Origin of the sequence: Pseudomonas sp. Pse1, assembly GCF_024519635.1 — a bacterium.
GTDB lineage: Bacteria > Pseudomonadota > Gammaproteobacteria > Pseudomonadales > Pseudomonadaceae > Aquipseudomonas.
In genome coordinates, this window is the sequence record NZ_JALJRO010000025.1 from 23,381 (window position 1) to 49,608 (window position 26,228).

Here is a 26,228-nt window from a genome sequence, read left to right on the forward strand (position 1 = left end):
ACGGACATGCCGGCACTAGCTGAACTGCTCGCGGTACTGGGCCGGCGTCAGCCCAAGCTTTTCGCCGAACAGAAACCGCATGTACCGGACACTGCCGAAGCCGCTTTTGAAGGCTACGGTCTTGAGCGGCAAGTCGCTGGTTTCCAGCAGGTTCCGCGCGCGATCGATGCGCGCACTTTGCAGGAACTCCATCGGCGTCATGTTCACCTCACGGGCGAACACCCGGGCGAAATGACGCGGGCTCATGTTTGCCTGGCCCGCCAGGCGCTCGATGCTGAACGCTTCGTCGAGGTGTTCGAGCATGTAGTTCTGCACCCGGGTCACCGGTGTCTCATGGGGGGCGACGGTCGCCATCAACGGACTGAACTGTGCCTGTCCGCCCTGGCGCTTCATCACTACCAGCAATACCTTGGCCACATCCTGGGCGACTTTTTTGCCATGGTCCTCGGCCACCACCGCGAGCGCGAGGTCGATGCCGGCCGTGACCCCACCGGAGGTGATGAGGTTGCGGTCCTGCACGTAAATCTGATCGGTCTCCACCGTGGCCTTCGGAAAGCCCTTGATCAGCCGTTCGGTATAATGCCAGTGAGTGGTGACCCGAAAACCGTCGAGCAGACCGGCATGCCCGAGCACAAAGGCACCGGTGCAAATCGAGCCATACACCCTGGACCGACCGACGTTGTGGTTGAGCCAATCGAGCAAAGGCGGATGTTTTTCGTTGTAGGCCCCGGGGCCACCGGGCACCAGCAACAGGTCGTAACCGTCACAGGCCTGATCGATATGCAGGTCGGCCTGCACGCTTACGCCATTGGACGCCCGCAGCGCACCCGGCACCGTGCCGATGGTCGACAGGACGTAATGGTTCTCGGGCTTGAGGTAGCGATTGGCGATGGAAAACACCTCCATGGGCCCGGCCATATCGAGCAGGAGAAAGTCGGGAAACAGCACCATTGCCACAGTTTTCATGGGTTACACATCACAGATTTCAAAAAGGGATCGATCCACCAGACAATGCTTTTTGTGTCTGGTTTTGCTCATGCTGAACATTATGGCCCAGCTCTGGAACGAGCGTCGCCCACCCATCACTGTCAACCTGCATGAGACAGTATTTCAATTTTCATCTACTTATTGCACAAACAGATAAACATTAACCTTCTTCTCACTCGGACGAATCAACGTCCCCCAGAGGAGAACTCATCATGCTGACCCTTCGCAAAGCTTCTGATCGCGGCATGGCCAACCATGGCTGGCTGAAGTCGTTCCACACCTTCTCCTTCGCCAACTACCGCAATCCCAAGGAGCAGGGTTTTTCCGACCTGCTGGTGATCAACGATGACCGTGTGGCAGCCGGCAAAGGCTTTGGCCAACACCCGCACCGCGACATGGAGATTTTCTCCTATGTGCTCGAAGGTGCCCTGGAACACAAGGACACCCTGGGCACCGGTTCGGTGATCCGCCCCGGCGATGTGCAATTGATGAGCGCCGGCAGCGGCGTGGCCCACAGTGAATACAATCACTCGGCGACCCGGCCGGTGCACTTCCTGCAAATCTGGATCGTGCCGGACATCAGCGGCGCCAAACCGCGTTATCAGCAAGAGCATTTCAGCACGCAGAAGAAACGCGGTCGCCTGCAACTGATCATCTCCCCCGATGGGGCCAACGGTTCGCTGCGGGTGCGTCAGGATACCCGGGTGTATGCCGGCCTGATCGACGGCAAGGAAACCGCTACTTTGGCGCTGGACGCCAACCGCTACGCCTATGTGCATGTGGCCCGTGGCAGCGTCGAACTCAACGGACTGTTGTTGCAGGAAGGCGACGGCGTGCGGGTCAGGGATGAACAGGCGCTGACCCTGACCAAGGGTGTCGATGCCGAAGTGCTGGTGTTCGACCTGCGGCCTCAAGAATTACCGGAAATGCCGTGACCGTGAATAGCCTGGGGGCCTCAACGCCTCCGGGCATCACCAATGGGTCTGAGAAAACCCATGGACAAACAGGGCGGCGGCGAAAACCGAGTGAACGCTTGATATCGTGCGTTAGCAAAAAAAGGCACAAACATACAGGCGCGTTACCGCCGTATAAGCAACTCTCGGTACCAACGTTTGGAGGTACACCATGAAGAGCCCGATGCTTTGCTTCTGCCTGTTGTGTGTAGGAAAGGTTATGGCAGCAGGCTCGACAGCGCCTGAAACCTCGGACTTTCTAGAGGACGCAACGCTCAACGTTCTCAGCCGAAACTTCTTCTTGAATAACGATAACCGCTCCCAGAACGCTGCAAAGAATTACCAGCACGAATGGGCGCAGGGCTTCATCACGACGTTTGAGTCAGGCTTCACGCCCGGAACATTTGGTTTTGGTGTGGATGTGCATGCTTTTGTCGGGCAAAAACTTGAAGGCGGTAAGGGGCACTCAGGAACCGGGCTTTTACCCGTCAACAGTGATGGAGAGTCCGCTCGAAACTTCAGCGACGGCGGCGGCGTGATCAAGGCTCGTCTCTCACAGACCCTTATTAAGTTCGGCGAGATGGAAGTAGAAAGCCCAGTCTTCGACACCTCCGACAAACGCCTGCAACCTGAATACGCAACGGGGTGGCTCTTACAAAGTGACGAGCTTGCCGGCATACACTTGGTCGGTGGCAAATTCACAGCATTCAAAAACCAAGACTCCTCCTCTTCCAAAGGGGATTTTGCTGGGTATGGTGTAAACACCGATGTGGGCTCAATCAGCTTCGTTGGGGCTGACTTCACGTCCAACAAAAACCTAGGCGCCAGGCTCTATGCCTCCCAACTAACAGACACTTGGAGGCAGTATTACGCCAACGTGTACGTCCGTCGCTGGGATACGTTTGTAGATTTCAACATCTACCGTACGGTTGACTACGGGCACTCTGTCGCAGGAGCCATCAGCACAACAGCTTATAGCCTTTCTGCCAAACACAACATTGGCAGCCAAGCCTTCACCCTGGCCGCCCAAAAAATTCATGGTGACACACCTTTCGATTTCGTAGGGGGCGACTCCATATACCTGGCCAACTCCATCAAGTTCGCCGATTTCAATGGCGCCAATGAGAGCTCCTACCAAGCCCGCTACGACCTGGATTTCACATCCATGGGCTTTCCTGGACTCAAGTTCATGTCACGGTATGTGACTGGACGTGATATCGACGGCACTCATGCGCCGCTAGGAGGGGCCTACTTCCCTTTTGATCCGAGCGAACAGGACTTTGTCCCTCAGCAAGGCAAAGGCGCAAAGCACTGGGAGCGCGATATTGATCTGAGCTACACCGTCCAGTCCGGGCCGGCGAAAGATCTTTTACTGCATTTCACCCACGTCTCTCATCGGGCGAATGAAGCACAAGGCGGGCCGGACATCGACCGCATTTACTTTGTTGTTGAGTACAACTTCAATCTGATGTGATCCCTTCCACTTTGAGTATGCGTCCAGCCATCACGCCTTGCGTAACTAAACCGGTTGCCACTTGTGCGGCAGTAACTGGTCGATTTTACTCGCCTGCTGCATCCGCAGACGCGTGAGAACATCCTTCAGATACGCGTACGGATCTGGTTCTCGCACCAATTATTAATGGGTACGGCCTCGTCATCGAGGTAGCGCGACAGCGCTGCCCAGCGTTTCAAGCTGTAATCCAGCGCTCTGCTAATAGCCGAGCTTTCAGGCACGACAGTGCGCTGGGAGATCATCCAGGCGTGTAGCGTTTTCATCACCAGCACGGATTTTCTTGCCGTATTCGGCAGCGTAAATCCGGCTCCAGGTCACGGATTTCGCTCTCGATTTCGTACAGCAGTTGGATATAGCGCAGGGCTTGCTCGGCGAGCATGCTCTTGTTGGTGGCGTGTAGTTCGAAGAACTTGCGCCGCGCATGGGCCATGCAGCCGATTTCGGTCACACCGAGTTCGAAACTGGACTTGTAACCACCAAAATCATCACAGACGAGATTGCCCTTCCAGTGTTGAAGGAAGTTGCGAGTATGTTCACCGGCGCGGCTGCAGCTGAAGTCGTAAACGACAGCCACTGTTTCGCAGAATTGGCTGGTGGCGTAGGCCCAAACATAGGAACGGTGGGGTTTCTTTAAACCCGGAGCGAGAGGCCGAATATACGTGTGCAGTCGGCACGGGCGCCAAAGCGAAGGGGGCTTGCAACCAGGAGGACCATATACAGTCACTCGGATGTGCTTTCCTGATCCAGCACACAATGGCCTGCGTACCGACCTTCGGCATTTGGCTGCTGCCGTGCTCATGGGGTATCGAAAGAGCTCGCATAAAATACGGGCTTGATTAGGATATTCGTAGGGATATAAATTTTATAAATCAGAATAATCTCATTGTAAAACAGGTACATATTTTTCTATTCGAGTCCAGGTCGTCCAGACAGCAAAATCAAAAAGCCCCTGAATCGAAAGATCAGGGGCTTTTTTGTGGCCGATGAGAGAAAGCCCGGCGGGCAGGATGACTAGATACGCCACGCCGAAGCGATAGGCTCAAGGGTTTTGTGCAAGGCGACGCCTTGCGCTGTAATCGCACTCAAACTCTCAAGAGGGGTGTGCGGCGGCAGATCAAACGCGGTGACAAAACCACCGATTTGCCTAGCCAGCAAGTGGGCCTCCCGCACGTAATCGAGCCGTACCGCATCAAACCGAGTGACCCGACTCAAGGCTTGCGCCTGCTTGATCGAGTCCGTCAACAACCGGGTCAACTGGTCTTTTTGATCCTGGTAGTGCTGGCGCTTGACCCGCAGGTCATTCCTGAGCTTCACCATGTCGACGTAGCGGATGTATTGCGACGCATGCTCGACCAATTTCCTGAACAGGCGTACCCCACGTTTCACCATTTCAACTTGCGGAGCGCTTAAATCAAGCCCATCCAACTCTTCATCACTCGCGATCCAGGGCAACAGGTAATCGAACAGGTTCTTGTCATCGATCACCCTGATGCACTCGTCAATGTCCTTGCGCTGCTCATCCAATTCGAGCAGTCGCGCGTCCAGATCCTGCAGAGCCAATCGAATGCCTTTTTCCAGGTTGATCGAGCCCGCGCTGCCCGCCTCGTCCGTGGGCAATACCTCAATGTCGTCGACTTGATTGATCGCCGTAGTCATGCCAAGCCAAAAAGTCCGGACACGCCGCATGTCGGCATTGACACTGCTGATGTAGTCCTCTCTCAACTCTTCCTTGGCCCGCTGCCGCGCCTGCTCATCCAATTCCTGAGCGCTCTCCAGCCGATCGAGTTCAGCGTTCAAGCTTAAAAAATTGGCATTTCTCAACAGCGGCATCATGGCGACCGTCGATTGCAAAATACTTGAATGCGCGCCATTGAGCGCTGCGTTGAGGCGCCCAAGCCTGGCCTGCAGATACTCGGCAAACCCCAGGGAAATCTCCGAAACGGCCATGTTGATTGAGTATTTGCTTTGCTTCATCAGCGCATAATCCGGCTGGCGCTGCTCTTGAGTGGACATCCTGTCTATCTCGTTCATACACCTTCCCTCGGTTAACTTGCGAACTGCTGTTTATTGAAGTCTTCGATGGCCTTGTTTAGAGAGTGCAACAGAGACTCGGCCAGCTCTTTGACGCTCTCCCACGGCTCAATGCCGCGGATAAAACTTTGCTTGAAACGTATCAAGCTCACGCCCTCCTTGATCAGCGAAAGCTCGCTCGCAGACTTTTCTATTTCTGCCAATACCGAATCCCATACCATCACCAAGGCTTCAGCGGCTGCGGATGCCGCTCGCATGAAACCGTAAATATTGTCCAACGAGTTACTGTGAGACAGTATTAAACCGGGTAACTTTTCCTGGCCATCAATCATCGCGATAAGACTGCGCCGCTTTTTCTCGAAGGTTCGCAACTTCTCAATCGCCTCGACCCCGCCCCGCCCAATGAGCGCCTCCTCCGGTCCGACCAGGATAAAGTCCAGCAGAACAGCAACGGGATTCAAACCCTTCAGCAAACTGGGGATCGCCAGCGTTCTGACTTCTTTTTCGGCTTGAGCAATATCACGCTCGATCTCTGCAAGTGATTCGCGAAAGCGGATCAGGTCCACCGCAAAGTCGATGGTATTAAGCTTGTTTATTTTCAGCTTGACCGACGGCACTAACTGTTCGCTCAGTTCCCGGTGAAAAAGCTCGATGGCTTCTTTCAATTCGACCGTAGGCGCGCGACTCAGATTGACACTCTCCTTCAGGTCCTGAAACATCCCTCCGAGTTCTTCATACACAGCCCGATCAAGCTGGTCAAACGGTATGAAGGGCGTTTCATCCACTGCGATAGGACCGTAGTTCTTGACCCGCTCACTGATCGGCATGGCTTCGATTTGCTGCACAAGGTCTGCGGCAAATGTGCCCTGGGTTTTTGCAAACGCCCCTAAACCACCTCCAACCATAAGCAACTTGCTTTCAATAGGCAGCCACTTTCCAGCATGGGCCTTGATCTTTGTGTGCAGCTCCTGAACCTCCTTCCAATGAAAATCCGGGTGATCAATAACCCCACCCAGTTCAACTTCGATCCCCTCACGTTCCGTCGAAAGAGACTTACCCTTCTGCACATAAAGTTTTATTTGCAAAAGCTGATCCGACGTCACGATCAACCGTCGCCCTTCAACGCCTCCACTCACCTTTAGCGCTTGTTCACCCGCATAGGAGTGATTAGCCCCATTAAAACCGCCCACATCTTCCATGACTTTGACTTCCATTAATTAACAACCCAGTAACTCAAAAAAACACATCAACAACCTTTCGATTATTAAAATTCGAGCAACGATAGTAACCCATCCTAGAAAACCGCAACGTCGCACTATTCAGCTTATACCGTAGGAAGCACCCAACACTTAATGTACGTCGTACAAACCCACAACATATCAATCCAGCTACAACAAAAAAGGCCGACCTGTTTACTCAACAGGTCGGCCCCTTTGCTTCGCCAGTAACTGCGATCAGACGTGCTCGCTACTCTTTATCTGCACCGGTCGATGCTCCGGCGCGCCATGGCCATGATCATCCTCCACCACCACTGGCACTTCTTTGCCGTCGCAGTCATGCAACTTGCCATCGCTGAAGTAATCACCCTCACGCAGCGCCGCCAGGTCCTGGAAGCGCAAGGTGCGTTCGGTGCCGGCGGCAAATACTGACTGCTGGTCCGAGTTGCCGGCGGTCAGGTGGTTGAAGGTCAGGTTAAGCACGATGGCCATGATCGCCGACGAGCTGATGCCCGAGTGGAAGATAGTCGCGAACCAGCTTGGGAAGTGATCGTAGAAGCTCGGCGCGGCGATCGGGATCATGCCGAAGCCGATCGAGGTGGCGACGATGATCAGGTTGACGTTATTGCGGTAGTCGACTTTCGACAAGGTACGAATACCACTTGCCGCCACAGTGCCGAACAGCACGATGCCAGCACCACCCAGTACCGAGGTCGGCACTGCAGCAATCACTCGCCCCATGAAGGGCAGCAGGCCGAGAATCACCAGGAACAGCCCCCCTGTCGCCACGACGTAACGACTCTTGATCCCCGTCACCGCTACCAGGCCAACGTTCTGGGCGAAGGCGCTCTGGGTGAAGGAGCCAAAGATCGGCGCGATCATGCTCGACAGCATGTCGGCGCGCAGACCATTGCCCAGGCGCTTGGAGTCGACCTTGGTGTCGATGATCTCACCGACCGCGAGGATGTCCGCGGAGGTCTCGACCAGGGTCACCATGACCACGATGCACATCGACAGGATGGCGGCGAAGTGAAAGGTCGGCATGCCGAAGTGGAACGGCGTCGGGAAGCCGAACATCGGCCCCTCACTGACGTTGGAGAAGTCTGCCATGCCGAGGAACACGGCGATCAGCGTGCCAATGACCATGGCCAGGAGGATCGAGAGCCGGGAGATTGTCGCACTGCCGATTTTGCTCAGCAGCAGCACCAGTACCAGGGTCACGGCGGCCAGGCCGATGTTGGCCATGCTGCCGAAGTCTTCGGCATGACTGTTGCCACCCATGGCCCAGCGTGCCGCCACCGGCATCAGCGTCAGGCCAATGGTGGTGATGACGATACCGGTCACCAGCGGTGGAAAGAACTTGGTGATCCGCGAGAACACCGGAGTGATCAACAAGCCAATTAACGAGGCTGCAATCACCGCGCCGAGGATCGACTGGAAGCCGCCCTCACCGCCGCTGCTGACAATCGCCACCATGGTTGCCACACCGGAGAACGAAACGCCCTGCACCAGCGGCAGCTGACAGCCAAAAAACGGTAAACCCAGGGTTTGCAGCAGTGTTGCCAGCCCCCCTGCAAACAACGATGCCGCGATCAGCAGACCAATGTCCGCCGGAGAAAGCCCGGCCGCCTGGCCGATGATCAGTGGTACCGCAACGATACCGCCATACATGGTCAGGACGTGCTGCAGGCCGTAAGCCATATTCGCGCCGATCCCGAGGTTTTCATCCTCGGGCCGTTGGTGTGAAACAGAGGGCGTTTTCATCGTGGGGGGTTCCCTGGGTTTTTGTTATGCGCACACTGTATTCAACACACAAGACAAATGTCCATAGAGTTGTATACAACTTGCCAGTCACATAATGGACACTCGTTCATATTCACCCCTGCAGAGCCCTCTGGGACGGGACTTGCGGCCATGACCGCCCGTCGAAAAAAAGCTGATCGATTGATCAGTTTTTGTCCCGAAACACACCCTTCCGGATGTCGATATCCCTGTAGGAGCGAGCCTGCTCGCGAAAAACCTGAGGACGCCGCGTGCATTCAGGATGCTCGCGTCATCGTTGACGTTTTTCGCGAGCAGGCTCGCTCCTACAGGGTGGCGGCAAGTAATTCCGTCAACCTCGTCTCCAGAGCCGGAAGCTCGGGCACCTGCAGGCCGAACTCACAATGCAAAATCCTGACCAACTCGCCAGGATCGGTGATCTCCCGCCGCTCACTCGGCGCCCCCACGCGATGTACGGCGAAGCTGCCATTGTTCAAGGTGCGCCGCGTCTGCCCCTCGGTCCGCGCCACCATCAGGCGCTGCAGGAACGGGGACTCGGGGTGGGTCGAGACGTACCAGTTGCCGATCTCGTAGTCGATATCGCCCTGGCGCTGCAGGTCGAACACATACATGGCCCACCAGGCATCACCCACCAGGGCGTGCAAGGTGTAGCTGTCACCCTCGCGGGTAATACGGTAAGGCTCATGGGGCGTGGCCTGCACCGCCTCGGTGTCGAGCCGCAACGGTGCAGTGGGCACCATGCCGCCAAAGCCGACATCGGTGATGTAGCGCACCCCATCCAGGGTGAGCAGGGTCAAGCGATGGGTGCGCGCGACCCAGGCGCCTTCGGGGGCGTTCATCACCACCCGCCCGGTAATGCCGCGCACCTCGAAGCCCAGATGTTGCAGCAGGGTCATATAGAGATAGTTGAGCTCATAGCAGTAACCACCTCGCCCTTCATGCAGGAGTTTTTGCTGAATGGATTCCAAGTCCAACCGCACCGGCACACCGGCCAATGGCGACAGATTTTCGAAGACGAACGTGCTGGTATGGCGCAGTTGCAGTTGCTGCAATGTCTCAAGAGTGGGCGCGGGTGCACCGTTATAGCCCAGGCGTTGCAGGTAAAGATCGAGGTCGTTGAGGGGCGAGGCGAACATGAGCGATTCCTTGTGCATGATTCACAAGGTTATAGAGCATCGCCGTCCCTGGCCGATAATAGATTTCTCCCATTGCCTCGCGGCAACACTTGCCAAGTCCATCGCCCGCTGCCTGTAATGCGTCCAACTGCCAACGACGAGCACTTGACCGATCATGGACACCCTTCGAACAGCTCGGCTGCGTTCGTGTGCAGTTCACCACTGACGAAATCAACCTCAAGTCCCGTACGGCGATTCTCCGGCTCGGCGCGCAACAGGAAGGCATCGTGCGCAACGAACGGATCATGCCTGACGGCCGCAAACGCAACTCGGTGCGATTCAGCATCATCGATGAAGAGTGGCCGCAGGTGCGCGAGCGGCTACAACACAAGCTGCAATCGGTGCAATGCGGCCCTGCCCCCTGATTAACTGCGCCTCACCGCCGGCGGATTCCATTTGCCATTCAAGGCTTCGGGCTTGGGTCCATACAGGCGCATGGTCAGGTTGAACGCCCCGGCGGGTGCCGGCAGCCAATTGGCCTCGCGCTCCTTGCCCGGATTCTGGTGCTGGAAGTACAGATCCAGCGAACCATCGGCATTGGTCTTGAACGGCATCCAGCTGCTGACCGCAAACCGGTTGAGCTCATTGCCTACCTGAAAGCCTTCCGCGTCGTACAGGGTGATCGACCAGAACGCATTGACCGGCGGCACCGAATCCTTGTCGAAATGCAGCACATATTGATTGGCGCCATCCAGTGGCTGGCCTTTGTCATCACCGAGGTTAAGCGGATAGATCGCATCTTCCGGCAGGTTAGCCCCCAGTCCTAGTTGCGCGACCATTGCGCGCTTGAGGTAGTAGTTGCCATAGACCCCCATGGTATCGGTGTTCATCGACCAGCCATTGACCACCCGCGCCAGGGTCTGCACCTTCCACGTCATCAAGGCCCGGGCTTCGGCGGGCGCGGTCTGCAACGCCTGCTGTATCGCCGGGTCGAGTGCTTCGAGCTTGAACGATTTGCCGGGCTCGATGCCGATGCGTTTCATCTGCGCGATGATCGGCTGATCAGTGCTGTGGGGCGGATGCAGCTTGAGCAACTCAGCCGCATAGGCAAAGTAATTAGCCGCCGACATTGAATCGACCTGGATTTTAGGCGGAGTTTTCATGTCGACAGCGGGGTCGACCTTGATGCTGACCGGGGTCGGCGGCTTACCCAGCTGCGACAGCGGAGTTACGGTATATCCCGCCTGAATCTTGTGCACCGTCGGATAATCCGCCGCACCGTCGGTCTTGGTCCGGCCGATCACCCACACATAAGGGGTCGGCGCCGGCAACTGGGTAGTGCCGGCGGGCACACTGCCCTGCCAGCCAGGCGGCGTCACCAGGAACTGCCCGGCATCCGTTCCCGTGGTGCGCCAGCCAGGTGAAGCGAAGACATCCGTCCACATGTCGAGCATCGGCAACAGGTAAAAACGTCCATTGGTTTGCGGGGCGGACACCACCAGCGGCTCTTTGCTCAAGTCAAGCCAGGCAATCGAATACAACGTGTCAAAGTTGGAACGCACCACCCCCCTGAAGTTGGCCGGCGGATACTCCGGAACACTGACGAACATATTCATCGGCCCTTTGCCAAACTCTTTGCCAGGTTCGATGTTAGTGAATTGTTTGCGCGTGACATCCATGGTCAACAGTGGATAAAAGTAAACATAGGCATCGACACCAATGGCATGAGCTTCCTGCGCAGTCAGAGGCGAATCGGCGTAACTGGTCAGCGGCGACAACGATACAGCCGCAACCATCAACGCTGAGGCTTTAAATGCTTTAGGTATCAACATTTGCTTGATCGTCCGAAATGTAAGAGAGGAGTTGACCAGTTACTGCGCAAGCAGTTGAACTTTAGTCGAGTTGGTGATCTCAGCCAGCACGCAAGACAGCCGGCCAGATATCCAACCTTACCCCTGGACTTTAACCCCGGCGTCGTCTTTTAACGTGCCGCCCTCGGACATGACCTGCGTGCGATTCCTGCCCAAGTGCTTGGCTTGATACAAGGCCGCATCCGCCCGCTCGATCAACAACTCAACACGGTCCTCGAGAGTTGGCACAAACGCATAACAGCCCAGGCTGGCCGTCAACTGTCCCGAGGGCGCCGCACGATGGGGAATGGCGGCGGCCCTGATGCGCTGACGAATCTGTTCGGCAAGCGTGTAGGCGGCATCGATGTCAGCGTCCGCCAACAACACGGCGAATTCTTCCCCGCCGTAACGCACCACCAGGTCAGTCTTGCGTTGACAGCAACTCTTCACCAAGTGGGCGACCTGCACCAGGCACTGATCGCCAGCCAAATGCCCATAGGTATCGTTGAACGGCTTGAAGTAATCGATATCCAGCAGAATCAGGCTCAAGCGACGTTGCTGACGCTGGCTACGGGCAAATTCCGTCTCCAGCACACGCTGGAACAGCCGACGATTACCCAGCCCGGTCAGGCTGTCATGGGTGGCAATGACTTCCAGGCGCTCCTGGGCCGCACGCAGATCCGCTTCTATACGCTCGCTGTTACGCACCTGCAACACGAACACCCAGCCGAACAGACTGATGCCCAACACCACCAGCGCGACGATGACACTGGACTGCACCGCGTTGGCCCACCAGCCACGCAACATCACCTCTTCGGGAATGGCCGCGGCCACGACCAAAGGGTAAGCCTGTAACTGCTGGTAGCCATACAAGCGAACGCTGCCGTCCGACGGCGTACGAATCATCGCGCTGCCTGAGCGCGCCTGAGGCAGATAAGTGCGAAAAATCGGACCCTGCGCCAGCGACTTTCCGATCATCTGCTGATCACTGGGACGTCGCGCCAGCAACGTACCGTCCGCCAATGCCAGAAACATCAGCGCTTGGTCATCGATGCTGAAGCTTTTGAAGAAGCGGTCGAAGTAAGCCAGGCGAATGCCGGCCATCAACACCCCCTGGAATTCCCCCTGGGGACCATTGATCCGGCGCGACAGCGGAATGATCCACTCGCCGTTCTGCCGGCTGCGAATGGCCGGGCCGATATGCACTTCCCGGGAAGCATTGCGCTGATGGAATTTGAAGTACTCACGATCATCGAAGGTCACTGGCCGGGTCAAGTCGCCAAAGGAACTCACCACCCAACGCCCTTCGCGATCGACCAGAAACAACCCATGCAACTGCTCGAGCGCCTGTGCCCGACGCGCGAACGTCTGCTGCAGACGCGGATTGCGCGCCGCCTCGTATCCCTCGTCCTGAATCCAGTCGACCAGACTGCTGACCACCAGGTCGGCCGCCCTGAATGTATCCTGCGCCTGCTGCGCCATGGCTCGGGTCAGATTGGCCGAACTGACTTGCGCCAGCGCCAGGTCATGATCACGGGATTGCTTGAGCTGCAGATAGAGCAACCCGCAGAGACACAGACACACCGCAGCAATGAACGCCACCGCTGCCTTACGCAGAGGCAAGCGCTTCAATGGGCCACCGAGGGTGTAATAAGGGTCGTGAATGGGGGCTGGCAACAACATCATCCTTGAACGGTTACGCGTGAGCAGGCGCCAGAACTCCTTGGCGCGCGAAGCTTAGCCTAGAGCCCTCACCGGGGGCAAACCACCTCCCGGCACTCTGCTAGGCTGCAAGCTCAGCACGCATTTCAAGGAGGAACATCATGAACCCTACTATCGACACCGTGGTTTTCGACCTCGGCAACGTACTGATTCGCTGGAACCCGCGAAACCTGTACCACAAGCTATTTGACAACGAACAGGACATGGAGACTTTTCTGTCCGAGGTCTGCAGCACCGACTGGAACGAACAGCAGGACGCCGGCCGCCCCTGGCAGGAAGCAACAGACGAAGCCATCGCCCGCCATCCGCACCAAGAGACATTGATACGCGCCTACCGCGAACGCTGGGAAGAAATGCTCGGCGGCGCCCTCGAAGAAACCGTACTGATCCTTGAGGAGCTTCACGACAACGGCGTTCGCCTGCTGGCCCTGACCAATTGGTCCGCCGAAACCTTCCCCATCGCCCTCGAACGCTTCGCCTTCTTGCAGAAATTCGAAGGCATCCTGGTCTCGGGCCAAGAAGGCATCATCAAGCCGGCGCCGGAAATTTTTCAACTACTGAAGTCGCGCTACCAGTTCGAAGGTCACCACGCCGTATTCATCGATGATCACGCCCCCAACATCACAGGCGCTCGACGACAAGGCTTCAACGCCCTGCAATTCACCACAGCACACCAACTGCGCACCGACCTGATCGCCCTCGGCCTCCCCGTCGCCCCGCCGCAGACGTATTGACCCATCAGCGCACCGGCGGCACCCGAATATCCCCGGAGCGGCATTGGTTTTTCACACCCTTGCCGCACGCCTGAAACGACAGATCCTTACCCATGCACACCCGCACCTCCGACAACTCCGGCCCACGGCAAATCACCGCCAGGCCATCACCGGGAATCCCCGGATTGCTGCGACGAAACATCTGCGCGATGTCCTGTGCCGAGTAGTACACGTTCTTGCTCAAAGGCTGCAGTTGCTCAGGAATCTTCACCGCCGCCAACGCCCTGTCCGCCGCCGCCAAGTACCCCATCGCATCCAACCCACTGCACGTCCCATGCTTGGCCCACTCATGCTTGAGCAACGCCGGCGTCACAAACACCTCCATCCCCCGCGCCCGCTCAGCCTGCGACAACTTCGCCTGCCCATCACACGACTGCGGCCAGCCGCCTTTGGCGTACTGCGGCCACAGACCGTGCAGCACAAACCCGTAGCCTTTGCCTGAGCATTGGGCGTTTTCCGGGCGAGTGAGGCAGAAGGTGGGGGACCAGGAGAGGGCCAGGAGGTAGTAGTCGAATTGGCCGGCGGTGGGTTGGGGTTGCTGTTTGGTGATGTTATCGGGGGATTTGTTGAGGTATAGGCTGGCAGCGGCGAGTGCGCAGAACAGGATGAGGATGGGGACTTTTTTCAATTTTCTTACCTGGAGGCGGGTCATCTTGGGCGACATTGTGACTGATGAACAAGTTGCAACCAATAAAGCAGCAACGGAACCCTTACCACTCCTGAACTGTTGCAAAGACTCGTCCCGGGCTCTCTACAGATAGAGCGTGCGCACGGAAAGCATATTGGAACATACGTCCTATTTAACGCAAAAGTCTTCCAGATTTTCCAACATTAGGAGAGTTGGATAAACACTCCGTCATCGACAGCGGGTGCCGTTACGACTGCCGATCCACTGGCCGCGTCAAAAACTGACTCTAAGATCAACTCACGTTACCGAAGCCCTGTCTGGCGACGCAGTCTTTCAAATGTTCGGAGCCAGCGCAGTCACTACCCCTGATGCAATCTCACTCTGTAGGGCAATGCGTCTACCACGGGGGTTACAGCATAAAAGCACAATTTTATACCGATGGATGGCATCAATACTGCTCGAAATCCGGTTAATAAACACTCTGCCGACGATCAAATTAAAAAAACAAGTCTCAACTTTGCAACTTTCCTGATGGCGAAGGAGCCTACGACAATAGTGGCTTAATGACATCCACCATATCAAAGTGGAAATCTGTCATTTATTCCAGATGATATCGACCTATATAGGATCGATCTGACTCTTATACGGGGAATAATGTGTAGGCCATTACCCGGCCGGACGTAGGAAATAGGGAAGGATTCTCACTTGACGCTAATACCACCCAACGATTAATCTCCCGCCCCTTGAGCACGGAAGCCGCCCGAATCCCCAAGTTACCGCGCGGATGCGGGCCATTCCTGAAACGAATTCACCGGCGTCCAAGCACGCCGCTTTGCTGTGCGGTAAAAAATAGTGAAACCTCGCTCCCCCTTCCAAATTCAAAAGTCGGTCATCTTTGCACTGGTCCTGCGCGAAGCGCGTGCACGTTTTGGCGAGCGACGTATGGGGGCAGTCTGGACCCTGATCGAACCGGTCTGTCACCTGCTGATCTTCACCATCCTGTTTTCACTTATCCGCGGACGCACCATCTCCGGTGTGGAATACCCCGTGTTCGTACTGGTAGGGATGGCTCCATTTCTGCTTTATCGCAATACAGCACTTCGACTGATGGACAGCCTGCGGGAAAATCGCTCGCTATTTGCCTACAAGCAGATCAAGCCACTCGACACCTATATAGCTCGCGTGCTGGTGGAAACCTGCATCAGCGCTACGGTCTACGCAATCCTGGTCTTCGGTTTTGCCTGGTACGGCTTCGACATGTCCGTACACAGCCCCCTCCAATGGGTTGCCACGCTGGCGCTCGGACTGCTGTTTTCATTTGGGCTTGGCATGCTGTTGGCGTTAATCACCCACGCCCTGCCCAGCCTCAAAGTGGTCATTCGCATGGCCTTTTTTCCGCTGTACTTCATTTCCGGCATCCTGGTACCTGCTACTTATTTGCCAACGGCAATGATGCCGCTGCTCCTGCTCAACCCCTTCCTGCATCTGGTCGAGTTGATTCGCGCCGAGGTTTTGCCGCACTACACACCGGTCGACGGCGTGTCCGTGGAGTACGTAGTCGCATTTACCGTCATTTTGCTATTCGTTGCCCTCGGTAGCTACCGCGCCCGTCGGTTGCACCTGGTTTCCACGAAAAACGGATGAGAACTGGCAAACGTGTTCGAGATTAAGAACGTCACCAAATCCTACCTGACGCCCAAAGGCCGTCGGTACGTGTTCCGTAACTTGTCGCTGTCAATTCCGCCAGACAAGAACATTGGCCTGATCGGGCGCAATGGCGCGGGCAAATCCACCCTCATGCGTCTTCTGGGCGGAGCGGACATCCCTGACTCGGGCACCATTGTCACTGACCAGAGCATTTCATGGCCGGTAGGCTTGTCCGGGGGCTTCCAGGGCAGCATGACCGGTCGCGACAACATCAAATTCGTCTGCCGAGTCTATGGTGCCGAAGGCGAAGCTATGCGCGAGAAGGTCCGTTACGTACAGGAGTTCGCCGAAATTGGCGACTGGATCGACGAGCCGATAAAAACCTATTCATCGGGTATGCGCTCTCGCGTCGCCTTTGGCTTGAGCATGGCGTTCGATTTTGACTATTACCTCATCGACGAAGTGATGTCGGTCGGCGACGCTCAGTTCAAGCGCAAGTGCGCAGAAGTGTTCCAGGAAAAACTGCAGCAATCGAAAGTCGTACTGGTCACCCACGCCATGCCGGAAGTCGAAAAGATCTGTGACATTGTCCTGCTGGTTCGCGATGGCGGCATCCAGATTTACGAAGACGTCGCCGAAGGCATCAAGGCTTATAACACCTGAATCCCCCTCTTAGATTGCAACACCGTTCGACTTCAAGGATGCATCACATATGAGCAGTACGGGTAAACTCAAGGGCTGGCGCCTGGCAATTGGCATGGTAATCCTGCCACTGGCCCTGGCGGCCATTTACTACGGCGTGTTCGCGATTGACCGCTACGTCAGCTCCGCGCAAGTGGTGGTTCGTCAGGACGGTGGCACTCAGGCCGCCGCCGTACCCGGCCTGGCGACCTTGTTGACCGGCACCAACCCCGCATCCCGCGAAGAGACGCTTTACCTTCGCGAATACATTGTCTCCATGGACATGATGTTGTTGCTGGAAGAACGCCTGCATTGGATCGAACAATACGCCGCCCAACGCAGCGATATTTTTTACTGGCTGGACAAAGACGCTGAGCGCGAAGACTTGCTCAAGTACTATCAGCGCCTGGTGTCTGCCCATTACGACGAAACAACCGGCTTGCTGCGCGTGGAAGTCCAGGCGTTCACCCCTGAACTCTCGGAAAAAATGCTGCGCACCATCCTTGAGGCCAGCGAGCATTTCGTCAACGAAGTCAGCCATAGCATCGCGCGCGAGCAAATGAACTTTGCCAAAGGCGAATTGCTCACTGCTCGCACCAACTATGCCGAGCGCAAAACCGAGCTGCTCGACTTCCAGAACGATAACAAGGTCCTGGACGGCGGCAACACGGCACAAAACCGCGCCACCATCATTGCCGACCTGGAAGGCCAGTACACCAAGGAACAGGCCGTTCTGACCGAGATGCAATTCAAGCTGCGTCCTGACTCGCCGCAAGTTAAACAGCAGAAGCAGAAAGTCAACGCGATCACCCAACAACTGGCCAAGGAAAAACGCCTGTTGGTTTCATCGCCCGACGGCTCTCAATTGAACGTTGTCGCCTCGCGCTTCCAGCAATTGACGCTGGATGCCGGCATTGCAGAAGCCAGCTACAAAACAGCAGTAGCAGCCCTCGACAATGCCCGCGTCGAAGCCAGCAAAAAAATCCGCACCCTGGTCACCGTAGTCAGCCCGAACACACCTCAGTTGGCTATATACCCAGAGCGCTTGTACAACCTGGCAACCATCTTGCTTGGTCTTTTGATGCTCTACGGCATCACCCGCTTCATCCTGGCTTCGATCGAGGATCATCGTGATTAAATCCCTTGTTGCTTCCCACACGTTCAACCTGAAAGCTACAGCATTGACTCTGGCCATTCTGGGCCTGGCCGGTTGCGGTGGAACTTTGTCAGGCGCTGGTCCGTACAAGGGCGAGATCGAGAGCAAAAATGAGTCTTACAACCTGGTAGAAATCAACGCCAACACCATTGCACCGTACATGCGCGGCGCGCCGCGCGCGGCGCAAGCGAGCATCGCCAAGCCAATCGCGCCGTCCGCGCGATTGATGGCCGGTGACATCCTGAACGTGTTGATCACCGACAACGCTCCAGAAGGCTCAGCGCTCTTCGCCCCATTGTCCACGGGCGGCACCCAGCTCAAGACGCGTATCGACGACCAAGGCATGATCTCCCTGCCCTATGTCGGTCGCCAGTTCGTCGCAGGCATGACCCTCAACGAAGTTGAGAACATGATCCGCAAGCAGCTCAAAGGCGTCACGACCGACGTACAGACCCATGTCGAACTGGTCGGCGACCTGTCCGGCTCCGTACTGGTCGCAGGTGCAGTAAAAACCCCGGGGCGCTTCAGCACCCTGCAAGGTCCCCTCACCTTGCTGGACGCAGTCAATCAGGCTGGCGGCCCGGTGATGGAACCCCATCTGGTTAACGTCACCGTGCGCACTGGCAGCCAGGTTCAACAGTTCAACTATGAGGACGTTTTGGCGGGCAACAACATGGTGCTGCGCCCGAACTCCGAAGTGGTACTGGATCGTGCGCGGCAGCGGTTTGTGGCGATGGGGGCTGTGAACGAGCCAGGCCTCAAGGACCTTCCGGCACAAAACACCAGCTTGCTTGATGCGCTGGGCGTTGTAGGCGGACTAAGAGAAGCCAATGCAAATCCGGAAGGTGTGTTTGTGTTCCGCATGGATGAAGGCGCCGGCAGCAAACCGACCGTTTTAAGACTTAACATGCGCGATCCGGCAGCAGTCTTCTACGCACGCCAAATCATGATCAAACCGGATGACACCATTTACGTAACTAACGCCGCTATCTACGAATGGCAAAAAGTTATTTCTCCAATCGTACAGACTATGGTTTTGGGCCGAGCAACGGGCATCACAAACTAGTTTGAACCCGTTTTAGATCCAAGTCAGGACTTAGGGTTATATACAAATGGCCTCGCCATGGAAAGGACCAATGATTACGCTGCCCCCCTTGAAGAAATTTTTCTCACAACGCAAGACCGAGCCAGTCACCGCAGTTACGCCTCAACCCGTGACCAGCACGGTCCTGCCTCCGCGAGTCGGCTTTTCCAGCTACTCAATCGTTACCGCCGCCTATAACGTCGAGCGCTACATTGACGATTACTTCAACAGCCTCGTCAATCAAACGCTTTCGTTTGAAAAGAACATCGATGTCATCATTGTGGACGACGGCTCGGTCGACGGCACTGCGCGAAAAGTCGCGGAGTGGATGGAGAAATATCCGGCCAACATACGCTACATTTATCAAAGTAACGCCGGTCAAGGGGCCGCACGCAATAACGGCTTGGCATACGCGCGTAACGAATGGGTAACGTTCATCGATATGGACGACTTCGTTTCAGACAATTATTTCGACGTCTGCGACGAACAAATCCGCATCAATGCTGATCATCAGGAACTGAAGGCTCTTTGTGCAAGCTTCGTCTTTTACTTCGATGACACAGAAAAATTCAGCGACACTCATCCCCTGCGATTCCGCTTCGCAAAAGGGAACGTAGTGGTGCCAATTGCCACTCCTGGCAAACACATCTGCCTGAACGTGAATGCCGTACTATTCAAACGCAATCGAGTACTAGCACAAGGCCTTCGTTTCAATCACGACATCAAACCTGGCTTTGAAGACAGCGACTTCATCAACTCCTACTTGCTGGGCGTTGACGAAGGCTATATGGCCTATCTGCAGACTGCAAAGTACTACTATCGCAAACGTGATGACGGCACATCGACGCTGGATACCGGCTGGAAACACCCGGGGCGCTACGACCACCAGCTACGCCTGGGCTCCCTCGGACTGATCAAAAAGTGTATCGAACGCCACGGTCACGTAAAAGAATATATTCAGCGCGTCGTACTTTACGACCTCATCTGGCACCTTAGCCGTATCTTGCGAAAAGATGCCGATATTTACAGCCTCAGCGAACCACAGCTCAAGCTCTATCAAAGCCTGATCCACGAAATCTTTACCCATATTTCGATCGATACAATAATGTCGTTCGAATTGGGTGGCACATGGTTCTTCCAAAAGCGAGGAATGCTCGCGCTATTCAAAAACTATTCGCCTAACTTCAATATCGCCTATATTGATGATTTAGACACCATTAAAGACCTGGTAAAAATTCGATACTTTTCGGAAAAACCCGAGACAGAAGAAGAATTCAAGTGGGACGGTAAACTGACCCTTCCCACCTACGCCAAGACCCGTACCCATAGCTTTTTTGGCAAGCCGTTTATCTATGAACGAATTGTCTGGCTGCGCGTGGGCGACACCAAACAGTTGACAATGAAAACCTGCGGCAGGGAAACAAGAATCACCCTACGCAACAAGCAGTATCGGAATGGCGTTGCCACCGTCAACATTCACAGAAGCTTTAAGCCCGTCACAATAGATGAGACACAGTTGGACAGTGAAGCGGTAAAACTTCGCCAGCTTTTCCAGCAAACTGATACGCGCCGGAAATATGGCAACTGCTGGGTCTTCATGGACCGCGACACACAAGCCGACGACAACGCAGAGCATCTTTATCGTTTTGTCAAAAATATTAACAAGCATCAGATATTTTTTGTGCTTGGCGAATACTCAAAAGACTGGGCCAGGTTGAAAAACGAGGGCTTCAATCTCTTGGCATTTGGCTCTACCGAGCACAAGCTTGCTATGCTAAATGCTGAGCATTTTATTTCGTCACACGCTGACGAATATATTTATGCCGATTTGGACAAGAAACGCTACGGCGACCTACTCAAGTATAAATTCACCTTTTTGCAGCACGGTGTAATTTCTCACGACCTGTCGCACTGGCTTAATAGCAAGCAAATCGATTGCTTCGTGACGACAACCAAACCAGAGTCACTATCAATCAGTGATAATGGCCCGTACAAATTCTCCGACAAAGAAGTCGCTCTAACTGGCCTCCCTCGCCACGACCGTCTGGGCGCACTGCCCCTGCCAGATCAGAAAACCATTCTGATCATGCCCACGTGGCGCAACAGCCTGGTGGGCAAACTAACGGGCGTCGCCAACCAGCGAGAATACAACGAAGACTTTAAGAACAGCCAATTCGCGAAAAGCTGGTCAGCAGTTCTGAACTCTGAGCTTCTTCGGAAGGCCGTCACGGAACTGGACTATAAAGTAGTTTTCTACCCACATGCCAACTTGGTCGAGTACATCGGCGAGTTCAATCTGCCGCCTCATATCACGGTTGTTACGCCTTCAGAACGGTCAATTCAAGACGTATTTGCCAACGCTACGCTGATGCTTACTGACTACTCATCTGTCGCATTTGACTTTGCGTACATGAAGCGCAGCATTTTGTACTTCCAATTCGATGCGTTCGAAATTCTCAACGGCGGTCATACTTATCGCCCAGGTTATTTTGATTATACGAAGCATGGTTTCGGCCCAGTCTGCGAACAACTGGACGAACTAATAGACGAACTGGGGCGCTATATTGCGCGCGACTGCAAGCCAAAAAACACCTACTTGCAACGCATCGAGCGCACCTTTGTGTACGGCGAAATCAGTAACTGCCAGCGCACCTACACTGCAATTGAACAACTCAACACCAGCACTATTTCTCAAGAGCATCTGGTCAAGGTACTCACGGAGTGCGCCGCCGACGCCTCTCACACTCGCAACTGGAAGCTGTTGATACAAGCCTGGACCGATTTGGCCCGTCACGGCGCAGCCCCCGACAGCGTCGCCTACAACATCGCCCGCGCGCTCAGGGAATTGGAGGATCTGGACTCTGCCCATGAATGGATCAGCAAGCTGAGCCATCCAATTACCGTACCCGAGTACCAGACTGAAAAGCTGGCAATTGCTCTGTCACGCAATGACATCGATGCTCTTGCCGAACACGACCTTCTGAACTTCAATCAACTCAACACCCAGCTATTCTCGGATAGTCATGCGGCATTGATCATGCAGTACTGCCGACTCAAAGGCAGCCCTGCGCAATTGAATGAAGCAGTTGAGTTATTCGCTGATCGCGCCTCGCTCCCATGTGTCATCCAGCGCGCCGAAATTGCCTCTCAACTGTCCAATTGGAGCGCAGCGCTTCAGCTATGGGAGTCAATCGCAGAGCAGGACAGCAGCATCCGGACACTTGTACGCTTCGCTGAAGCTCACCATCACATGAATGAGCTTGACGAAGCATGGAGAATCGTCAGCAAGTTCAAGGTAGGTGATATACCTGCCAACCTATGCCTTGTAGCAGGCTTGATAGCCTTCAGCGCCGGACATTGGAAGCAAGCAGAAGCGCTGATTGTTCGAGCTCACACACTTGCGCCACTGACTGCAGACGACTGGCTCAAACTGGCAAGGTCACAACGCAAAATCGGAAAACTGTCTTCAGCAGAAGAGTCTTTGATCAATGCCGAAAATGCCACAGATCAACGTACACTGCTGCAGGAGCATGCTCTGCTGCTTTCCAAATCTCATCAATGGGAAAAAGCCGTTGTCGCATGGGAACACTTCCTTAGCCGCAGGGACCTACGCCCCAACCGTGATGCATGGATTCAGCTGGCTAAAGCCCGTCTCGCACTCGGCCAATTTGAAGCATCAAGAGATGATGTAACGCGATTTGAGAATTTTTCCGGCCCTACGCCACACAGCAAAAAACTTCGTTCAGAGATAGATAGCTACATGAACGCTTAAAGAAATGGCGCACCAGTGCTGAGCCACTGGTGCGCTAAATTTCTTGTTCCTCACAGAGGTGACGGGACCAGCCGAACAGTGAAAGGGTCAATACCAGAACAACCGCAAAAAGTAGGACAGTCATATTTCCCTCCTCGTTTTATGCCAAGCTAACAAGCCCGCATGACATTTTCGCGACACTCTGAATCCAGCCTGCTGCTCGACTGACCCTGGCAGACACCGCCGGCCTCGCCCGTCGATACAAGCCAACGCCCGCCAAAAATCACGGTCATCCGTGGCCATCCATGAAAAGATCAACGACCTCCCTTCTTATACTGAGAGTCCAGCGTCTTACTTGCACCCCTATCAACACCTGGAGACTTGAACTCACTTTAAAGAGAAGTTTTTTATATCCTCTAAATTCCGCTCACATACCTCATGCCATAGAAACAAGTATCTAACCCTCAATATTCGCTCAATTGGACAGACAACCTTGACGAAGGACCTCGACTCCGATTAATCTTAAGCCCATTCGAACATGGAAGTAGCGTCGATGCATGAGACAAGCCATACAGTTCATGAAATTCAGTTTTTTCGGCAAAAATATCGCGCCGATTGACACTCCGATACCAACTGTAAAGTTCTCAATTTAAATTGCTAGAGCCGCGCCTTCCCCCGAGCAGATGGCAATATCATTCGACCACCCTTATGCCATTTGAATCACTCAACCCACTTCGATCCTTTTTTGCGCAGCGTCTCGCACCCGTCGAACCAGGCAAAATCCACTCAAGCACTACTACGGATAAAAAAATGCTCAAAAGTGACTTGACGGCCATCATACCGATGGACCTGTCTCAACGTCCTTATGACCTTATCCGCAAGGCTCAGCGGCTATGCAAAGCAGCCGAGCATACAGGACTCAAGCTTATTTTCGGCCATAATGACCGAGGCACTCTGGCGGACTCGATTCTCAAAACAGTAGTTAGGCGATATGCCTGCGCCACGTTGGTGAGCGACAAATTCTACAACGGAGAAGTAAACACCTCCCTCCTCAGAAACAAAGCATTCGATCGTGTCAGCACCGATTACTTGCTGCTGCTTGATGTAGACATTTGGCCGGATATTCAGATGTTCTTCAAATACCAGCAGAAAGTATTTGAGGGCTCTCGACCATTTTATTTTTTACCCTGCTTATATCTGACACCACGAGGCAGTAAAAACCTGGCTGGAGGTAAAACCAGTCCGAAGGAACTCGCCATCAGTTTCTTTGGCTTCTCGCGCAAAGAGTTTCTACACCTCGCCAGCCCTTCATCGATCACTGTCATGCGCTCAACCGATTATTTGGCAGTCGGTTGCTTCGATGAGCTTTATACCGGGCATGGTTACGAAGATTTCGACTTCATGATGCGTCTTGCCAACCACTATCACTGCTTGACACCCTGCGCCAAAATCCTCGACAACAGCACAGCTAGATCACCGTTGTTTACTACAGGATTCAGACGCGCACTGGGAAGACTGTGCTTGCAAGCACTATTGGACAAAGACTTCGTCTACCACCTTCACCACGCTAAGCCCAAAGCAAGCAAATATTATCTTGCAAGGACAGATAATTACGCTCGCTTTTCCAAGCTGCATCAACCACGCGAAAGCGCCGTGTCCGAATCATCTACATTATTGGAAGATTTTCTGAACCTATGCAGGGAAAGTAACAATAACTTTCATGATTACTCTGCATTGTTTGAAAACAAACCTGGCCATGTAGACCGATACGACACCTTCAAGCGACGCCTGAGGTTTCTCCTAAATGAATAGAAAATCCGTCAAATTCAAGAAGTTCAAGAAGTTCATCTCCGACCCTAATATGTTTTTCTATGACATGTTTCGTAAGCGCGTATTCAAAGATGCCCCATCAGTTGCTTTGGATAAAACCGCCAGCACTGCAGTATCCTCGGTCAGCTCCGCGCCCACAGTTGATCTACTTGAAATTAACCGCATGGGACTGGTTAACTATATTCGGAAGAATCTGAATGCAGGCATCGGCGCCGAAGACGGCCAAGACCCCAATAGCCTGGTAATCTGGAGCGGCTATCTCAATGGCTTGATTGGCTTTATCGCTGGCCTGCGTGAGACAACCCCCACTAACGTTACGATCTACACATTGGGTGGAGGTGTTAGCGTAACCAGTCCAGCGGGAGAAAAGTTTGACACCAAGGCCATCTGCCGAGCATTAAACTCGCGTCCAGACTTTGTTATTGAACTATGCAACCCGCTGAACGAACTGTACGTTCTACACTTTTATCTGTATGACCTGGCACCCACAGGTGAAGCCACCGTGAGGTCTAATAGAGCCTGGGTTCGTCGCTTCCCCATCAGTGACTTCGATATAATCTTTAATCGTCCCAGTGCGAGCGTGGCGAACAGCCGTATTGACGCAGTGTATACATGGGTCAACCATGCCGATGAGGCTTGGCAAAAACTTTGGGTGGAGAGCTTCCCGGACGAAGACTTTGACCCGGATCGCTACACAAGTAACGACGAACTTCGCTACTCCCTGCGTTCGCTGAACAAATACGCGCCTTGGCTAGGCAAAATTCACATTGTTTCTAATTGCAGCCGGCCAAACTGGTTAGATGATGATGAGCGAATCAACTGGGTCGATCACGATAGTATTTTCCCTGATAAAGATGCCCTTCCAACGTTCAATTCACACGCTATCGAAGCATGCCTGCATCGCATCGAAGAACTCAGCGAGCACTTCATTTATCTGAACGACGACTTTATCTTAAGTCAACCCTGCCTGCCTTCCGACTTCTTTGATGAAACAGGTCGATCCATGGCTTATTTTGAACCGTACGGCATGGTTAGCGACAATGCTCAGCCAGAAGCACCTGATTACTTGATTGCAGCGCAAAATTCACGCGAATTGTTGGCTCGAGATTTTCCTCACTACCAACCCCGGAACCTGCATCGCCATGTTCCCTATTGCCTGAAAAAATCGGTACTGAACAGCATCGAAAGCAAATACCCTTGGGCATTTGCCAGGACGCGCCACGCCAAGCGTCGCAGCGAAACAGATATCAATCTGACCTCATTCCTTTATCACCACTTCGCATTCGCCTCTGGACAAGCGGTAAAGGCCGATGCACCCGGCCTCATCGTTCGCCCAAACAACGTAAACGCGGTGACATCAAAAGACATCTTCAAGTACAAACTACTCTGCTTCAACGATGGTAATGGCAGCGCAGAAGACAATGATTATAAGTTGAAAACACAGCAGTTTTTCAACACCCGCCTGCCTCAACGTGCTCCATGGGAGCGGATGCAGGTAATCGACTAAA

Annotated in this window: 18 protein-coding genes and 2 pseudogenes; 11 read left to right on the forward strand and 9 right to left on the reverse strand. The window is 54.4% G+C overall.

The annotated features are described in order from the left end of the window. Nucleotides 1-15: 15 nt before the first annotated feature. Nucleotides 16-966, reverse strand: coding sequence for a GlxA family transcriptional regulator (locus NR126_RS25540; RefSeq protein WP_027615979.1), 951 nt, complete (start codon nucleotides 964-966; stop codon nucleotides 16-18). Between the two features lie 233 nt (nucleotides 967-1,199). Between NR126_RS25540 and NR126_RS25545 the strand changes: the two genes are divergently transcribed. Together NR126_RS25545 and NR126_RS25550 are read left to right on the forward strand one after the other, a co-directional pair. Further along, nucleotides 1,200-1,922: a pirin family protein gene (locus NR126_RS25545; protein WP_027615978.1), complete on the forward strand. Its 723-nt coding sequence runs from the start codon at nucleotides 1,200-1,202 to the stop codon at nucleotides 1,920-1,922. A 190-nt stretch (nucleotides 1,923-2,112) separates the two neighbouring features. Next, nucleotides 2,113-3,414 (forward strand): OprD family porin, encoded by a 1,302-nt coding sequence (locus tag NR126_RS25550; protein WP_081786266.1) that lies wholly within the window; start codon nucleotides 2,113-2,115, stop codon nucleotides 3,412-3,414. Between the two features lie 45 nt (nucleotides 3,415-3,459). On the opposite strand, the pseudogene NR126_RS25555 reads toward NR126_RS25550, so the two are convergent. From NR126_RS25555 to NR126_RS25575, 5 genes and pseudogenes are all read right to left on the reverse strand, one after another. Continuing rightward, a pseudogene (locus NR126_RS25555) lies at nucleotides 3,460-4,114 on the reverse strand (IS66 family transposase); the annotation flags it as partial. 350 nt (nucleotides 4,115-4,464) lie between these two features. Then, nucleotides 4,465-5,484 carry an alpha-xenorhabdolysin family binary toxin subunit B gene (locus tag NR126_RS25560; protein ID WP_027615974.1) on the reverse strand — a complete coding sequence of 340 codons (1,020 nt, stop codon included), beginning with the start codon at nucleotides 5,482-5,484 and terminating at the stop codon, nucleotides 4,465-4,467. A 14-nt stretch (nucleotides 5,485-5,498) separates the two neighbouring features. Beyond that, nucleotides 5,499-6,698, reverse strand: coding sequence for an alpha-xenorhabdolysin family binary toxin subunit A (locus NR126_RS25565; protein ID WP_146118241.1), 1,200 nt, complete (start codon nucleotides 6,696-6,698; stop codon nucleotides 5,499-5,501). 240 nt (nucleotides 6,699-6,938) lie between these two features. Further along, on the reverse strand, nucleotides 6,939-8,465 hold the full coding sequence (locus tag NR126_RS25570) for a nucleobase:cation symporter-2 family protein (RefSeq protein WP_256832215.1): 1,527 nt from the start codon (nucleotides 8,463-8,465) through the stop codon (nucleotides 6,939-6,941). 323 nt (nucleotides 8,466-8,788) lie between these two features. Beyond that, nucleotides 8,789-9,619, reverse strand: coding sequence for an arylamine N-acetyltransferase (locus NR126_RS25575; protein WP_027615971.1), 831 nt, complete (start codon nucleotides 9,617-9,619; stop codon nucleotides 8,789-8,791). Nucleotides 9,620-9,783: 164 nt separating this feature from the next. On the opposite strand from NR126_RS25575, the pseudogene NR126_RS25580 reads away from it, so the two are divergent. Beyond that, nucleotides 9,784-10,023: pseudogene (locus NR126_RS25580) on the forward strand (GNAT family N-acetyltransferase); the annotation flags it as partial. Here the strand turns inward: NR126_RS25580 and NR126_RS25585 are convergent. Together NR126_RS25585 and NR126_RS25590 are read right to left on the reverse strand one after the other, a co-directional pair. After that, entirely contained in the window at nucleotides 10,024-11,430 is a 1,407-nt protein-coding gene (locus tag NR126_RS25585) for a DUF1254 domain-containing protein (protein ID WP_256832216.1), read from the reverse strand. 117 nt (nucleotides 11,431-11,547) lie between these two features. Beyond that, nucleotides 11,548-13,125, reverse strand: a complete 1,578-nt coding sequence (locus NR126_RS25590) for a diguanylate cyclase (protein WP_105755554.1) — start codon at nucleotides 13,123-13,125, stop codon at nucleotides 11,548-11,550. A gap of 146 nt (nucleotides 13,126-13,271) precedes the next feature. Between NR126_RS25590 and NR126_RS25595 the strand changes: the two genes are divergently transcribed. Then, nucleotides 13,272-13,904 carry an HAD family hydrolase gene (locus tag NR126_RS25595; RefSeq protein ID WP_256832217.1) on the forward strand — a complete coding sequence of 211 codons (633 nt, stop codon included), beginning with the start codon at nucleotides 13,272-13,274 and terminating at the stop codon, nucleotides 13,902-13,904. A gap of 4 nt (nucleotides 13,905-13,908) precedes the next feature. Here NR126_RS25595 and NR126_RS25600 read toward each other — a convergent pair whose 3' ends face one another. Further along, nucleotides 13,909-14,571, reverse strand: a complete 663-nt coding sequence (locus tag NR126_RS25600; protein WP_256832218.1) for a ribonuclease T2 — start codon at nucleotides 14,569-14,571, stop codon at nucleotides 13,909-13,911. 852 nt (nucleotides 14,572-15,423) lie between these two features. On the opposite strand from NR126_RS25600, the gene NR126_RS25605 reads away from it, so the two are divergent. The 7 genes from NR126_RS25605 (at nucleotide 15,424) to NR126_RS25635 (ending at nucleotide 26,227) form a co-directional block, all read left to right on the forward strand. Beyond that, entirely contained in the window at nucleotides 15,424-16,215 is a 792-nt protein-coding gene (locus NR126_RS25605; RefSeq protein ID WP_081786371.1) for an ABC transporter permease, read from the forward strand. Nucleotides 16,216-16,227: 12 nt separating this feature from the next. Then, entirely contained in the window at nucleotides 16,228-16,881 is a 654-nt protein-coding gene (locus NR126_RS25610; RefSeq protein WP_256832220.1) for an ABC transporter ATP-binding protein, read from the forward strand. A 49-nt stretch (nucleotides 16,882-16,930) separates the two neighbouring features. Beyond that, nucleotides 16,931-18,037, forward strand: coding sequence for an ABC transporter permease (locus NR126_RS25615; RefSeq protein ID WP_027619418.1), 1,107 nt, complete (start codon nucleotides 16,931-16,933; stop codon nucleotides 18,035-18,037). Continuing rightward, nucleotides 18,030-19,121 carry a polysaccharide biosynthesis/export family protein gene (locus NR126_RS25620; RefSeq protein ID WP_256832222.1) on the forward strand — a complete coding sequence of 364 codons (1,092 nt, stop codon included), beginning with the start codon at nucleotides 18,030-18,032 and terminating at the stop codon, nucleotides 19,119-19,121. Before NR126_RS25615 ends, NR126_RS25620 begins: the two co-directional genes overlap by 8 nt. A 70-nt stretch (nucleotides 19,122-19,191) precedes the next feature. Continuing rightward, a complete protein-coding gene (locus tag NR126_RS25625; RefSeq protein ID WP_256832223.1) occupies nucleotides 19,192-22,911 on the forward strand; it encodes a CDP-glycerol glycerophosphotransferase family protein in 3,720 nt (1,239 codons plus the stop codon). 789 nt (nucleotides 22,912-23,700) lie between these two features. Then, a complete protein-coding gene (locus tag NR126_RS25630) occupies nucleotides 23,701-24,702 on the forward strand; it encodes a capsular biosynthesis protein (RefSeq protein ID WP_027619420.1) in 1,002 nt (333 codons plus the stop codon). Further along, nucleotides 24,695-26,227 carry a stealth conserved region 3 domain-containing protein gene (locus NR126_RS25635; protein WP_027619421.1) on the forward strand — a complete coding sequence of 511 codons (1,533 nt, stop codon included), beginning with the start codon at nucleotides 24,695-24,697 and terminating at the stop codon, nucleotides 26,225-26,227. The genes NR126_RS25630 and NR126_RS25635 overlap by 8 nt, the downstream gene beginning before the upstream one ends. Nucleotide 26,228 lies beyond the last annotated feature (1 nt).